Raw genomic sequence first — 15,810 nt, forward strand, 5'->3', positions numbered from 1 at the left:
TGGGCCATTAATATTTATGCCGTTTTAACCCTGTTTTCGCGATAATTTTCGCGGATATCTCTTCGATAGACAAATGGGTTGAGTTTAAAAAAGGAATTTTCTCCTGTCGATATAATGCCTCTACCTCATTCAGCTCGCTGGTGCATTGTCTGATCGAGGCATAGCGGCTATCGGGACGGCGCTGTTGTCTAATTTGACTAAGCCGCTCGGCGGTAATACTTAAGCCAAACAATTTTCTTCTGTTACGCATAAGCTCTGGCGGCAAGTGCAGGCTGGCCATATCTTCTTCTACAAAAGGATAATTCGCGGCTTTAATACCATATTGCAACGCCAAATACAGACTGGTAGGGGTTTTACCAGAGCGACTGACACCAATTAAAATAATATCGGCCTGGTCAAGGTTTTTCATATTCGCGCCGTCATCATTAGCCAGGGCGTAATTTACCGCATCAATTCGGAAATCGTAGGTTTTCTCATGCATGCTATGCGTGCGATGCGTTTTTGGTACCGGCGCAACCCCTAATTCACGCTGAATTGGCTCGACAAAGCTATTAAGAAAATCATAGCAAACGCCATTACTACTATTAATAATGTGGCGTAAATTATCGTCAACGAAGGTCTGAAAAATAAGGGGGCGTGCCCCCGTAGTTTTATACCGATCATTAATACGTTGTTTAACTTGCTCTGCCATATCAATTGTTTCTACAAAAGGAATAGTAACATGCTCAAATTGTGCTGGAAAAAGAGTAAGTAAGGCATGGCCAAACACTTCAGCCGTAATGGCTGTCCCATCTGAAATGTAAAATGCAGTTCGCACCGTTATCTCCAATTTGTTGTAATTAAATTACACTAAAATTAAGGTTTTAATTAATCTCAGCCAGAGTGTAAAATCAAAATACTACGTAATACAGGCTGTAAGCTTACACGTCATATAACAAAAAATGGAGATGAACTGTGCAAGAATTTGTAATTTGGTATGAAAACCTTGGAATGCACGATGTTAACCGAGTAGGGGGCAAGAATGCGTCCTTAGGTGAGATGATCAGTAATCTGGCTAACGCCAACGTGCAAGTGCCCGGCGGTTTTGCAACCACTGCCGATGCCTTTAATCAGTTCTTAGAGCAAAGTGGCGTTAACGAGCGAATTTATCAATTACTAGATGGCTTGGACGTAGATGATGTGACGGCGCTTAGCAAAGCGGGAGCACAAATTCGGCAGTGGGTTATTGATACGCCTTTTCAGCCAGCGTTAGAGCAAGCTATCCATGCAGCTTATCAGCAATTGCATCCCGATTTAAGTCAGGATGTTTCTTTTGCAGTGCGTTCATCTGCTACGGCTGAAGACATGCCAGATGCCTCATTTGCCGGCCAACAGGAAACCTTTTTAAATGTGCGTGGTTATGATGCGGTTATTATTGCCATTAAGCATGTTTTTGCCTCGTTATTTAACGATAGAGCTATTTCTTATCGGGTACATCAAGGCTATGACCATCGGGGCGTGGCGTTGTCTGCCGGCATTCAGAAAATGGTTCGATCCGATTTAGCTGCATCGGGTGTGATGTTTAGCATTGACACTGAATCAGGATTTGAAGAGGTGGTCTTTATTACTTCCTCTTATGGTTTGGGTGAAATGGTTGTTCAAGGTGCCGTTAACCCAGACGAGTTTTATGTGCATAAACCCACGCTGGCGGCTGGCCGCCCGGCTGTTGTAAAACGCAGTTTAGGCAGCAAAAAAGTTGAAATGGTCTATTCCACTGAGCCGGGACATGGTAAGCAAGTAAAAATAACCGACATTGAACCACAGCGGAGTCAACAATTTTCATTAACCGATGCCGAAGTGGAAGAATTAGCCAAGCAGGCCGTCATTATTGCTGAGCATTATGGTCGTGCAATGGATATTGAGTGGGCTAAAGATGGTAACGATGGCAAATTATACATCGTGCAGGCGCGGCCAGAAACAGTTAAAAGCCGCGAAGACAGCAATACCATGGAACGTTTTCAGCTATTAGCTAAAGCGCCGGTATTAGTCGAGGGGCGGGCAATAGGTCAGCGCATTGGCGCCGGTACGGCCAAAGTGCTCAAAGGCATTGAGCAGATGGATCAAATTCAGCCTGGCGATGTGTTAGTCACTGATATGACCGATCCAGATTGGGAACCTATTATGAAACGGGCTTCCGCTATTGTGACTAACCGTGGTGGCCGCACGTGTCATGCCGCTATTATTGCCCGTGAATTAGGCATTCCTGCGGTAGTAGGCTGTGGTGATGCGACCAGTAAACTGAAGACCGGGCAACAGGTTACGGTTTCTTGTGCTGAAGGCGACACCGGTTTTATCTACGATGGCAAGCTGGACTATAAAGTGGTTAGCAGCCGGGTTGACCAAATGCCGGCGCTTGATTTAAAAATAATGATGAATGTTGGTAATCCGGAGCGCGCTTTCTCTTTTGCCAAATTACCCCATGCTGGCATCGGCTTAGCGCGTTTAGAGTTTATTATTAATCGAATGATAGGCATTCACCCTAAAGCATTGCTGAATTTTGAGACGCAAACTCCGGAACTTAAAGCTACTATCAGTGAAATGATCGCCGGTTACGCTAATCCGGTAGAGTTTTATATCGCTAAACTTACTGAAGGCATTGCAACATTAGCCTGTGCTTTTGCTCCAGAAAAAGTCATCGTGCGGATGTCTGATTTCAAATCAAACGAATATGCTAATTTAGTTGGCGGTCGTCAGTATGAACCGCATGAAGAAAATCCGATGATTGGTTTTCGTGGTGCGTCTCGTTATATTTCAAAAGATTTCCAAGAGTGTTTTGCGTTGGAAGTTGAAGCGTTAAAACGGGTACGTAATGTCATGGGCTTCACTAATGTTGAGGTGATGATCCCGTTCGTTCGCACCTTAGAAGAAGCCAGTGCCGTGATTGATTTACTGGCCGAGCATGGTTTGAAGCGCGGTGATAATGGCCTTAGAGTTATTATGATGTGTGAGCTGCCATCGAACGCGTTACTGGCGGAAGAGTTTTTAGAGTATTTCGATGGTTTTTCTATTGGCTCTAACGATTTAACCCAGCTTACTCTGGGGTTAGATCGGGACAGTGGCTTAATTGCTCATCTGTTTGATGAACGAAACCCGGCTATCTATAAACTGCTGGAAATGGCCATTACTACCTGTAAAGCCAAAGGCAAGTATATTGGTATCTGTGGCCAGGGACCTTCAGACCATGACGATTTTGCCGGCTGGTTAATGCAACAGGGCATTGATAGTGTGTCACTTAACCCGGATACCGTGCTGGAAACCTGGTTATATCTGGCTGAAAAATTTGGTAAAAAATAATAAAGTTAGCTCATCAAGCCCCGCATTGCGGGGCTTTTTTATTTCGGCAGATAAGATTAGTTCCGCCTTTAACGGTAAAACGCGTCAAAAAACCGCTAAACATCGGCAAGCGGTATGGTCAGGCGTAGCTATTCACTGTCTGTTATGGCAAATTAACTGCCGTTATTAATTATTAATACATCCAACAAAAAAATAATTACAGGAGAAACGAATGGAAGCTTTTGTCAGCGCTGTTAACACTATTATCTGGAGCCCAGCGCTAATATTTTTGTGCCTCGGTGCCGGTTTATTTTACTCCATCCTTACCCGCTTTGCTCAGGTTCGACATTTTAAAGAAATGTGTAAATTGCTATTTAGTAGCAATGAATCTGATAAAGGTATCTCATCGTTTCAGGCGCTTGCGGTATCACTATCAGGCCGGGTTGGGGTAGGTAATATTGCGGGTGTCGCTGCTGCTATCGGCTTTGGTGGTCCGGGTGCGGTATTTTGGATGTGGGTTGTAGCTTTTCTTGGGGCCAGTACAGCCTATGCCGAATCTACTCTGGGACAGATTTATAAAGTTGAAGAAGAGGGTCAGTATCGAGGTGGCCCGGCTTATTATTTTGAGCGTTGCCTGGGGCAGAAGTGGTTAGCCATTTTGTTTGCGATATCAGCTATTATTGCATGTGGAGTATTTCTTCCTGGCGTGCAGGCCAACGCAGTAGGCAACGCTTTTACCCAGGTATTTGGTGAAGGCAACATGGTCGTCACCAGTTTTGGTGAGGTAGGAAGCTTTAAACTGGTTGCATTGGCGATCATTTTAATTGTACTGGCCTTTATCATTTTCGGTGGTATTAAGCGGATTGCGCAGTTTACCCAAATCGTCGTACCTTTTATGGCATTGGGTTACATTGTTATGGCGTTAATCGTGGTGTTTTTAAATCTGGATAAAGTGCCTGGTATTTTTAGTCTTATTATTTCTGATGCCTTTACCGCACAAGCAGGTATGGGGGCCGCCATTGGCTGGGGAGTTAAGCGGGGTATTTATTCCAATGAGGCTGGTCAGGGCACCGGTCCGCATGCCGCGGCCGCAGCAGAGGTCGATCATCCAGCGCAGCAAGGCCTGGTGCAGGCTTTTTCGGTCTATGTTGATACCTTGTTTGTTTGTACCGCTACCGCTTTAATGATTTTAATAACATCGCAATACAATATCCAGACTGAAGACTTTAATGCGGCTACTGGCGCCGGTGCTATTATTCTGCAAAACATAGATGCGACTACTGAAGTGGCCTCGCCAGCGTTTACCCAAATGGCACTCAATAGTGTGTTTGGTCAATTTGGTCAAGTGTTTGTTGGTATAGCTATTTTCTTCTTTGCTTTTACCACTATCCTGGCTTATTACTATATTGCTGAAACCAACGTAGCGTATTTAAATCGCTATTTTAAGGGCAATATTCCGTTAGTACTGGTGAAAATCGTTATTATGGCAATGGTAGCGTACGGCATGGTTAATAGCTCAGGCTACATTTGGGCTATTGGTGATATTGGTGTGGGCTTAATGGCTTGGATAAACATTCTGGGCATACTGGCTATCTTCTTTGTCGCTAAACCGGCTATTTTGTGTTTACGTGATTATGAAGACCAAAAGAAAGCCGGCGGGCCCATTAATTTTGACCCAGTAAAGTTAGGCATTAAAAACGCAACCTTTTGGGAAAAGCGTTTAGACAAACAACAGCAAGACAAACAACAATAACCCGTTTTTTGGTTTACGGTTTTTGAAAAATCCCGGCTAGATTTGCCGGGATTTTGTTATTCTACACCAATAAAACCACCGGTTTGATGAGCCCATAACTGGGCGTAGATACCACCACTGGCGATAAGCTCGCTGTGAGTACCTTGTTCGACAATAGTACCTTGGTCTAACACAATTAACCGGTCCATTTGGGCAATGGTTGATAATCGATGGGCAATGGCAATAACGGTTTTACCATCCATTAAGGTGTTCAAGCTGGCCTGAATAGCCGCTTCCACTTCAGAATCTAAAGCGGACGTGGCTTCGTCAAGGATCAAAATAGGCGCGTTTTTTAGCAACACCCGGGCAATGGCGATGCGCTGGCGCTGGCCACCTGACAGCTTAACCCCGCGTTCACCCACTTGTGCATCTAAACCACTATTGCCTTTGGGGTCGGTTAAGTCATTAATAAAGTCAGTTGCTTCGGCCTGTTTTGCTGCTAACAGCAATTCTGCTTCAGTGGCGTCAGGTTTACCATAAGCAATATTTTCCCGCACCGAGCGATGTAGTAACGAGGTATCTTGAGTGACCATCGCAATATTTTGGCGCAAGCTTTCCTGGGTAACGTTGCTAATATCCTGACCATCAATTAAGATTTTGCCGTTTTCAATATCGTAGAAACGCAGCAACAGATTAACTAATGTTGACTTGCCCGCACCAGAGCGACCAACCAGCCCAACTTTTTCTCCAGGTGCAATGCTCAGATCCAGTTGTTGCAATACTGCGGCTTTGCCACCTTCAATTGCTGGTTTGCCATAGTTAAAACACACTTGTTGAAATTCAATTTTACCTTGCGGTACTTTTAATGAACTGGCATTGGCATTATCTTGCACTTCAATTGGCCGAGCCAGAGTGGTAATACCATCCGCAACTGTGCCAATATTTTCAAATAATGAACTTACTTCCCACATAATCCATTGCGCCATACCATTTAAGCGAAGTGCCAGGCTGATGGCGATAGCAATGGCACCCACCGTTATGGCACTCCCTGCCCACAGGTAAAGTGATAGCGCAGCGACACTGAACACTAAAACATAATTGAGGGACTGCACTGATACGCTAAGCCCGGTGGCCAGCCGCATTTGCTGATAAACCGGTTGCAGAAAAACATCCATGCTGTCTTTGCTATAACCTTCTTCACGGTTGGTATGCGAAAATAATTTGATGGTGGTAATGTTAGTGTAGCTATCAACAATACGGCCGGTCATTTCAGAACGAGCATCGGCCTGAGCCGTGGACACCCTTTTCAACCGGGGTACAAAATAAAATTGCAGGGCAATATACAATACCAGCCAAATTAGCATGGGCACTATTAAACGCAGGTCAGCATTAGCTACAAAAAACAGCATTGCACCGAAATAAACCAGTACATAAACCATAACATCAAGCAGTTTCATTACTGTTTCCCGCACCGAAAGCGCCGTTTGCATCACCTTGGTGGCAATACGTCCGGCAAAGTCGTTCTGATAAAAACTGACACTTTGACGCAGTAAATAACGATGCGCTAACCAGCGTATTGACATTGGATAGTTGCCTAACAGCGTTTGATGGACAATTGCTGAATGTAAAAATGTCATTACAGGCAGTATTACTAGTGTAACCAGTGCCATCCAAATTAGCGTACCGCGTTGTTCACTAAAGAAATTCTCTGGATCGTTTGCTACCAGCCAATCAACTAGCTGGCCCATAAAACTAAAAAGCGATACCTCTAAAATTGCTAAAAAGGCGGACGTTAACGACATAAAAAATAAGGAGGTTTCCATACCTTTAGTATAGTGACGACAGAAAGCGAACAAGCCACGAGGTGGTTGCCCTGGCGCTGCCGCTGGGAAGGGTTTAGTAAGTCGTTCAAAAAAACGCAGCATGAGATGTCCTGAATGCGTGAAGAAATTATTGAGGCGCCATATTGTACCCGAGTTTGCCGGTTTGGATCAGGCCGATCAGCTAAATTACGCTTTATGGGCGTAGTTATATTGAGCTGTCACGTTCTTTATGATGGTTTCACCAATCAATATTGTGCTGGCACTGGGATGGACGGTTATAATCTGCGTAAGTTACAAAGTGGCTTTTGCTGAAGTATCGTTAAGGTATGACTTGAATTACGCGTCTACAGACCCAACTTTATTAAGCTATTGAGTAATTTATTCTGCCCGTTTTTGCTGAGAAGTATCAATGACTATTAAACTTGTCACCTCCACCGTGTTACCGACTCCTTTTGCCGAATTCCGATTGCATGGCTTTATTGCCAATAATGGTAAAGAGCATGTCGCACTGACGCTAGGTGATGTCACTTCTGCTGAACCGGTGTTAACCCGGGTTCATTCAGAGTGTTTAACAGGGGATGCTTTGTTTAGTCTGCGCTGCGATTGCGGCCCGCAATTAGAGGCGGCAATGCGGAAAATTGCCGACGCCGGCCGAGGTTGTATTTTGTATTTACGCCAGGAAGGCCGAGGTATTGGCCTTATTAATAAAATTAGGGCTTATGCCGAGCAAGATAAAGGTCTTGATACGGTAGAAGCTAATGAAATTTTAGGGTTTCTGCCCGATATGCGTGAGTACGATATTGCTGCACAAATGTTTCAGCAGTTAGACGTAAAGCACATCAGACTACTGACTAACAATCCCCGAAAATTAAAAGCGTTAGCCGACGCTGGGGTGAATATAGTTGAACGTGTTCAGCATAGGGTAAAAACTACCGCTCACAGTCATCGCTATCTGGCAACCAAAGCGTCTAAAATGGGCCATATGGATTAATACGCTAAAAAACGGCTGCCATAGCATTACCGCATGGTATAATTTTTAACCTTTTTCGTGGTGTTTGCCGCTTATGATACCAAAGCTTAATCCTGAGTTAGCGCTGGATGCCAGTATTGTTGCTTATAGTAAGGCTTTGCAGGTAGCCGGCTTTACTGGAGACATTGAAACCAGCTATGGCAGCCGTTTAGCGGTTGCCACTGATAACAGCGTCTATCAAGCCCTACCGCAAGCGGTGCTATTGCCCAAAACCACCGACGACTTGGTTATCTTGACCTCTTTAGCTCAAACCTCTAGTTTTTCTCATATTAAATTTAGCCCCCGTGGTGGTGGTACTGGCACAAATGGTCAGGCCCTGACAGAACATGTGGTGATAGATTTGTCACGTCACATGCGCGAAATTTTGGAAATTAATGTTGAACAGCGCTGGGTTCGGGTTCAAGCCGGTGTAATTAAAGATCAGCTTAACGCCTTCTTAAAACCGTATGGTTTTTTCTTCGCTCCAGATTTGTCAACCTCAAGTCGCGCCACCATTGGTGGCATGATTAATACCGACGCCTCGGGCCAGGGGTCGTTAGTTTATGGTAAAACCAGTAACCACGTGTTAGCGCTAAAAACGGTTTTAATCGACGGGACAATTTTAAAAACGCATAAAATGGCTACGTTTGAAGCGGAGCACCGGGCAGAGATGCCAAGCCGTATTGGTTTCATTTACCGACAAGTGCTGGACAGTTGCCGCCAGTTCCGGCCACAAATTCTCGAGACATTCCCACGATTAAACCGATTTTTAACTGGTTATGATTTAGAACATGTATTTAACGATGATCTGAGCGAGTTCGATTTATCCCGCATCATAACGGGCTCAGAAGGATCGCTCGGTTTTGTCAGCGAAGCAAAACTAACCATTACCCCTATTGCCACATATAAATGTCTGGTTAACATCAAATATAACAGTTTTGAGAGCGCACTTAGAAATTCGCCATTTTTAGTGGCGGCAGAAGCTACATCGGTAGAGACGGTTGATAGCAAGGTACTTAATTTAGCTCGCAGCGACATTATTTGGCATCAGGTTAAAGATCTGATAACCGATATACCGGGTGTGGCGATGCAAGGCCTGAACATGGTCGAGTTCAACAGTGAAGATCACGCCGCAATTGAGCAAAAAATTGCTGACTTAACCGCACGTTTAGACAGCGCCATTACCGAGAAAACTGACGGTATTATTGGTTACCAGCTTACCTACAACAATGCTGATATTGCCAATATTTACGCCATGCGAAAAAAAGCGGTAGGGTTATTGGGCAACACTACCGGTTCGCAAAAACCCATTGCCTTTGCCGAAGATACTGCGGTACCACCAGAGCATTTAGCCGATTATATTATGGAATTTCGGGCATTGCTTGACAGCTACGGTTTGCACTATGGCATGTTTGGTCATGTTGATGCGGGTGTGTTGCATGTGCGCCCTGCGCTCGATTTATGCGATCCAGAGCAGGAAAAGTTGCTGCGCACTATTTCAGATAAGGTCGTTACGTTAACTGCTAAATATGGCGGTTTAATGTGGGGAGAGCATGGTAAAGGTTATCGTAGCGAATATGGCCCGGCCTTTTTTGGTGACGAGCTGTTTAATGAGCTACGTAAAATTAAAGCGGCTTTTGATCCGCGTAACAGAGTTAATCCCGGAAAAATTTGTACGCCTTATCACAGTGCGGAGCAATTAGTGTCGGTTGATGGCGTAAAGCGTGCGTACTTTGATCGACAAATTCCCATAGCAGTAAAAGAAAGTTTTGACAGCAGCTTAAATTGTAATGGTAATGGCTTGTGTTTTAACTATGACGAAAACTCACCAATGTGCCCGTCAAGCAAAGTGACCAAAGATCGGCGGCATAGCCCAAAAGGCCGGGCGGGCCTAATGCGCGAGTGGTTACGCCTAACCGAGCAGCAGGGTCTTAATGTCCTGGCAGAAGAACAGCAGCTTCTTAGTAAATCTTCAGGTATTAGCAGCTTATGGCAAAAAACTAAAAACACCTTGGCCAAACAACAAGGTGAACAAGATTTTTCACACGAAGTGATGGAGGCAATGGAAGGATGTTTAGCCTGTAAAGCTTGTGCGGGCCAATGTCCGATAAAAGTTGATGTGCCTTCGTTTCGTTCACGCTTTTTGCAATTGTATTACAGCCGCTATTTACGGCCAGTAAAAGATTACATTGTTGGTAATATTGAACGCACTGCGCCAATATTGGCGAAAGCGCCTAGGCTGGTAAATTTTGTGTTGCGGCGTAAATTGACCGCTGCCATGTTAAAAACGACAGTCGGTTATGTGGATACACCGCTATTATCGGTGCCAACACTGGCGCAGCAAATTGGTGAACGTTATGGTTTTAACTTAGCGGCACTGCAACAATTAACGGCTGAGCAACACTCGCGAACTGTTTTGCTGGTACAAGACCCTTTTACCAGTTTTTATGAAGCAGAGTTGGTAGCGGATGCATTAACGTTATTAGAAAAATTGGGCTTTAAGCCCGTGCTGCTGCCATTTTTACCCAATGGCAAACCGCAACATGTAAAAGGTTTTTTACGTGACTTTGCTAAAACCGCAGCGACCGCAGCGCAGTTTTTAAATCAGTTGCAGCAACTTGCTATGCCGCTAATAGGCTTAGATGCTTCATTAGTGCTGGTTTACCGGGATGAGTATAATAAAGCGCTTGGCGCTAAACGTGGCGATTTTAACGTACAGTTACTACACGAGTGGCTGGTTAATCAAACACTGCCTAAAACAGTGAATACTGCTGATTTCGCCTTGCTGGCACATTGCACTGAAAAAACCGCGTTGCCAGCCACTGAGCAAGCCTGGCAACAGATATTTAGCCGGGTTGGTCTTAGCTTAAAACCGGTAAGTGTCGGTTGTTGTGGTATGGCGGGCACGTATGGCCATGAAGCGCAGAACATTGATAACAGCAAAGCACTATTTGACATGAGCTGGCGCGCTCCTGTTGAGCAATATGGCGTGCAAAATATTGTTGTTACCGGTTTTTCCTGTCGAAGCCAGGTTAAGCGCCTGGTAGGTGCTAAGCCTTTACATCCGTTACAAGCGTTGTTACAGCGCTTATAACAAAATTGAGTTATACGCTTTATAGCATAAAAAACGCCCTCAGCTGAGGGCGTTTTATCACTCACGACACTTGTTTAGAATTTATAGCTTGCCCGTACATAGTAGTAACCACCGTTAATACCCATTGGTGATGTTTCATAGTACTTGCCACCAAACTCATTATTGGCAACACCGGCCTGACCTAGCATTAGCTTTTCAGGCTCAACATCAAATAAATTTTGAGCACCGACAGCCAGCATAACGTTATCAGTAATAAAGTAACTGACTTCGGCATCAAATGTTATTTTTGCAGAGGCATTAATCTCAGTACCCGGTTCGGCTGGTGAACCTACCCAGTCAACGTGCACTCCCTGATATTCGCCATAATAGTTGGCCCGGGCGAAGAAGCTCCAATCGTCCCAACTTTGGTTCAAGCTAAAAGTAGCACGATGATTAGGTAAGTCATTTTCTAAGCGGGATACTTTGTCTGGACCAGTAATAGGTTGACGACCTTGTGGTGGTGTAGTGATCCGATCGACCGTTGTTTCATTCCAGTTGTAAGCCACGCTAAAAGTACTGCGACCATTAAATAAGTTCATAGCATAGTTTGCCACTAAGTCGATACCCTGGGTGGTGGTATCAAAGTCATTAGTGAAAAAGCTAACTTGCTGAATAGCGTCAACGTTTCTGACACCTGCCGCGCTTAGCGCAATACGGTCAGCATTAGTAAGGTTAATTTTACTTGATTGGCTGATCCTATCGGTCACTTCAATATTGTAATAATCAGCAGTAATAAACAGACCGTTATCGTTCCTATAGACTACACCCATGGCATAGCTGGTTGACTCTTCTGGTGTCAGTTCTTTACCGCCTAACTGCAATGACACAGGATTGGTTGGTGGCAGTAAAGCCGAATCGACTAATACGCCAGATTCGAGGTTGGTCTGAACATTACTGACATTAGCCTGGCCTACGGTGGGTGCTCTGAAACCACTGCTGGTTGATGCCCGCAGCGCCCATTCCTCATTTAAACGATATTGGCCAGTTAATTTGTAATTGGTGGTATCACCGAAGGTATCATAGTCTTCGTAGCGTAATGCCAAGCCTAACAATAAGGCATCGGTTACTTCAGCTTCCATATCAACATAAGCGGCATAGTTACGACGGCTGTATACGCCAGCATCTTCTGGTTTAAAACCGGGAAAACCATTAGAGCCGATACTAAATCCCTGATCAACAAAAGGACCAACAGTAAAGGAGGCGACATCGCCAGCAACCACTTCAAAGGTTTCTTCGGTCCACTGGGCGCCAAAAGCAACTGTTAAATCTTCGTATAAACCTGCTGGTACAAACTTAACAAAATCAGCACTGAAGGTTTTTTCTAACTGAATATATTTACCCGGATTAAATTCAGTTGGAGACTCAGGGCCTAGCGAGGCGTTAATGGTGTTGGTCATTTTGTAGCTTGACTCATTGCGGCCAACTGAACCGCTGAAATCATACGTAATGTCTGTTAACCAGCCTTGTTTAAATTCACCTTTGGTACCAATAGCTAATGCAGTATCGGTAACATTACCACCAAAAGTTGGCGTAAAGCCGCCGGGGAATAATTCATTAAAAGCGAAACAATTTTGGCCAACGGCGGTATTTGGGTCGGCAATTAAGCCGTAGTCGGCTTGGGTAAGAACATTGCCTGTGGTGATATTCACCGTTGGGCAAGCAATGTTGGGGTTAAGCTGTGCCACCAAAAGTGTTGCACCACCATCGTTTGAAAACACGCCTGGCCGATTATGTGGGTTACGAAAGTAAAAGCCACCGATAACATCGCGCTCAGAGTAGTTACCAAACATATACGCTTCAGCACCATTGCCTAAATCTAAACCTGAATTAACGAAGATAGTAAAATCGTCTTTTATTTCAGGAGAGCCCCAAACCTGAGTTATTGGTGCAATAGCGGTGTTGCCAGCAGCAATAAAACCTAACGCATCACGGCGTTGTTCACTGCGACTGGTGGCATCGGAGTTTTTATATTGGGCACTAACATTAACAAAGCCATTATCGGTTAATGGCATACCAATGTTAGCTGCATATTCAGTTGACGTGCCATCACCTTCATAAAATTCACCACGTTTTACTTCAAAACTACCGCCCTCGGCCGAATCTTTAAGCACAAAGTTAATAACACCGGCTATCGCATCAGAGCCATATTGCGCTGCTGCACCATCGCGTAAAATTTCGACTTGTTTTAAGGCAATACCGGGAATTACCGAAATGTCAGCACCCTGAGCCCCATCGTTAATACCGCCGCCTAAAAAGGCAATAACAGAGGCTTTATGGCGCCGTTTGCCGTTAGTAAGAATGAGGGTACTGTCGGCAGATAGACCGCGAAGGTTAGCCGGGCGGACAAGAGTTGCGGCATCACTTATGGGGTTAGAATGTACATTTAACGAGGGTACTGTGGTGGTGATCATGTTTAGCATATCTGAACTACCACTTCTAGTAAGTTCATCACCGCCGATAATATCCACCGGCACCGGTGAGTCACCAATAGAGCGGGGTGCTGCGCGACTACCTACTACGGCAATTTTTTCGATAGCTTGCTCTTTCGCCGTGGTGTCAGTTGTTTCCTGTGCAACAGCTGCACCGCTTGCTAATCCTAACGCAAAAGTAGTTGCTATGGCATACTTTACAGCATGTGCAACCGGATGGTATTTATTGTTATGTTTCATAATTTTTCCTGGATTATTTTTTTAGTGACGCTAATAGTTAGACGCTAATAGTTTATAGGCGCCGAATTAACCATATTTTAAATAGCGCCTGTTGTCTATCGCATTTTTAAAGCTATTGGTCGAATACATAGAGCAAGTTTATAAAAACACCTGTTTTGTAAACCGCTGAAATACAGAGGTAAGGTGGGATGAAATCGATTTTAACTATGCAACCAGAGTATTTTTCACAAATTGTCAAGTTAGCCAATCAGGTGCATGGTGATAATTATCTTAATTTATCAACACTTAACGATTTGTATCAGCGCGGTATTCAACACAATATCAATGCCAGCTTTATAGCGTTGAATGGCGATAAGGTTGTGGCTTATCGCTTAACGTATGCCGCCGGGCAGTGGCCATTAGATGAATGGTGCTCTGTTGATTTATGGCCGGTAAAACCAGCTAAAATGGCGTATTTTAAATCTGTTGCGGTGGTGCCAGGCATGCAAGGGCAAGGGCTGGGGACCGCGTTATTAAAAGCATCCATTGCTGCATTAGTTGCACAAGGTGCTACTGCAGGCTTAGCCCATATTTGGCGTGATAGCCCCGGCAATGCAGCAGAGCGGTATTTTAGTAAGGCGGGTGGGCAACGACTGAAAATCCATCCCAATAGATGGTTATATTTAAGTGCAACCGCGAGCTATGTTTGTCCACTGTGTGGCAATCAATGCCATTGTTCAGCTGCTGAAATGGCACTGTTATTTACCGAGCAAGTACTGGCAGAGCAAACCTGATGTACGATCCTTATACCACTTCGGCATTAAGCGTATCGCAGCCTGATGTTGCCAGCTATTGGCAGGCTATTACACCTGCTGCTCGCGACCTATATCCACCGCTTAATCGTGATATTAGTTGTGATACCCTAGTGATTGGGGCCGGTTATACCGGGTTAAGTTGTGGCTATGAACTGGCAGCCAGTCAGCAGCGCGATGTGGTTATCCTGGATGCCCTGCAACCGGGTTGGGGTTGCAGTGGCCGCAATGGTGGCTTCGTGCTAAGAGGTACTGGCAGGTTAGGGTTAAGCCAGTTAAAGCATAAGTTTGGGCTAGATACGGCCATGTTGTTTCATCGGGAATATGGTGATGCTATTACGCGGGTAAATCAGTTAATTGCGCTTGGCAACATTGACTGTCAGCCACAGCCGTTAGGCTATTATAAACTAGCCCATAAAGCGACTATGGCAACTGAACTAGCGAATCAAGCCAAGTGGCTACAACAAGAATTTGGTTATCAGGTGCAGTACCTGAACCAATCAGAAATAGCACAGACGGTGGCTCATCATCAACAGGCGTTCGCTGCGCTGCGGTTTCCGGACTGTTATGGCTTAAACCCATTAGCTTTAGCACGAGGTTATGCTACTTTAGCCGAAACAACTGGCGCTAAGGTATATGGCCAGAGCCCGGTAACCCGCTGGCAACGAATAGCGACTGGCTTTAAGGTGATAACACCGCAAGCAGAAATTAGCGCTAAAAATATTGTATTGGCAACCAATGCCTATACCGCTAAAGGGTTTTATCCGGCCCTTAATAACAGCTGTTTGCCGGTATTAAGTAGTGTTATTGTTACCGAGCCATTAAGTCCAGACCAGCTGCAGCAGCTAAATTGGCAGCACAATAGTATTATGATGGATACCCGCACCCTTAAATACTATTATCGGTTACTGCCGGATAATCGAATTTTGTTTGGTGGGCGTGGTGCCATAACCGGCAAAGCGGCTGCTGATCCTATATACTCCCGCCGCTTACTTGCTGCGTTAAAACACTGTTTTCCTGCTTTAGCGCAGCTTAAATCTCAATATCAATGGAGTGGATGGGTAGGGGTGTCATTTGATGATTTACCACGGGTTTATTCACCAGAGCCTAACCTGTTTTATGCGGCGGGCTATTGTGGTAGTGGTTTATCTTTTAGTACTCTTGCCGGTAAACGCTTGGCACAATTAGTGGCTAAGGAAGCACTACCTGCCTTACCTATTTATCAAAGCCCTTTGCCCACCTTTCCCTTTTCAGCATGTCGACGCCAGGGGCAGCAATTGTATTATCAGTGGGGCCGCTTTAAAGATCGGTTTTTATAATGTTTTTTCAGGCAGATTAGTT

At 44.9% G+C, this 15,810-nt stretch carries 9 protein-coding genes; 6 read left to right on the plus strand and 3 right to left on the minus strand.

All coding sequences use genetic code 11. The features are described 5' to 3' along the window. Nucleotides 1-7 precede the first annotated feature (7 nt). Nucleotides 8-817, minus strand: a complete 810-nt coding sequence (locus tag VT06_RS00295; protein ID WP_046552269.1) for a pyruvate, water dikinase regulatory protein — start codon at nt 815-817, stop codon at nt 8-10. A 137-nt stretch (nt 818-954) separates the two neighbouring features. On the opposite strand from VT06_RS00295, the gene ppsA reads away from it, so the two are divergent. Together ppsA and VT06_RS00310 are read left to right on the plus strand one after the other, a co-directional pair. Continuing rightward, nucleotides 955-3,333 carry a phosphoenolpyruvate synthase gene (gene ppsA, locus VT06_RS00300; protein WP_046552270.1) on the plus strand — a complete coding sequence of 793 codons (2,379 nt, stop codon included), beginning with the start codon at nt 955-957 and terminating at the stop codon, nt 3,331-3,333. A gap of 211 nt (nt 3,334-3,544) precedes the next feature. Next, a complete protein-coding gene (locus VT06_RS00310; protein ID WP_046552272.1) occupies nt 3,545-5,065 on the plus strand; it encodes a sodium:alanine symporter family protein in 1,521 nt (506 codons plus the stop codon). A 56-nt stretch (nt 5,066-5,121) separates the two neighbouring features. On the opposite strand, the gene VT06_RS00315 is transcribed toward VT06_RS00310, so the two are convergent. Continuing rightward, nucleotides 5,122-6,969, minus strand: a complete 1,848-nt coding sequence (locus VT06_RS00315) for an ABC transporter ATP-binding protein (RefSeq protein ID WP_046552273.1) — start codon at nt 6,967-6,969, stop codon at nt 5,122-5,124. Between the two features lie 307 nt (nt 6,970-7,276). On the opposite strand from VT06_RS00315, the gene ribA reads away from it, so the two are divergent. After that, on the plus strand, nt 7,277-7,858 hold the full coding sequence (ribA, locus tag VT06_RS00320) for a GTP cyclohydrolase II (protein ID WP_046552274.1): 582 nt from the start codon (nt 7,277-7,279) through the stop codon (nt 7,856-7,858). A 73-nt stretch (nt 7,859-7,931) separates the two neighbouring features. Further along, nucleotides 7,932-10,970: an FAD-binding and (Fe-S)-binding domain-containing protein gene (locus VT06_RS00325; protein ID WP_046552275.1), complete on the plus strand. Its 3,039-nt coding sequence runs from the start codon at nt 7,932-7,934 to the stop codon at nt 10,968-10,970. A 74-nt stretch (nt 10,971-11,044) separates the two neighbouring features. Here VT06_RS00325 and VT06_RS00330 read toward each other — a convergent pair whose 3' ends face one another. After that, nucleotides 11,045-13,678, minus strand: coding sequence for a TonB-dependent siderophore receptor (locus tag VT06_RS00330; protein ID WP_046552276.1), 2,634 nt, complete (start codon nt 13,676-13,678; stop codon nt 11,045-11,047). Nucleotides 13,679-13,866: 188 nt separating this feature from the next. Here VT06_RS00330 and VT06_RS00335 point away from each other — a divergent pair, with 188 nt between their 5' ends. Then, complete coding sequence (locus tag VT06_RS00335) at nt 13,867-14,451, plus strand: GNAT family N-acetyltransferase (RefSeq protein WP_046552277.1); 585 nt, start codon at nt 13,867-13,869, stop codon at nt 14,449-14,451. Continuing rightward, the gene (locus VT06_RS00340) at nt 14,451-15,788 is read left to right on the plus strand and encodes an FAD-binding oxidoreductase (RefSeq protein WP_046552278.1); all 1,338 of its coding nucleotides are present in this window, start codon (nt 14,451-14,453) and stop codon (nt 15,786-15,788) included. Before VT06_RS00335 ends, VT06_RS00340 begins: the two co-directional genes overlap by 1 nt. The last annotated feature ends 22 nt before the right edge of the window (nt 15,789-15,810 follow it).

The organism is Arsukibacterium sp. MJ3 (assembly GCF_000987765.1).
Lineage (GTDB): Bacteria > Pseudomonadota > Gammaproteobacteria > Enterobacterales > Alteromonadaceae > Alishewanella.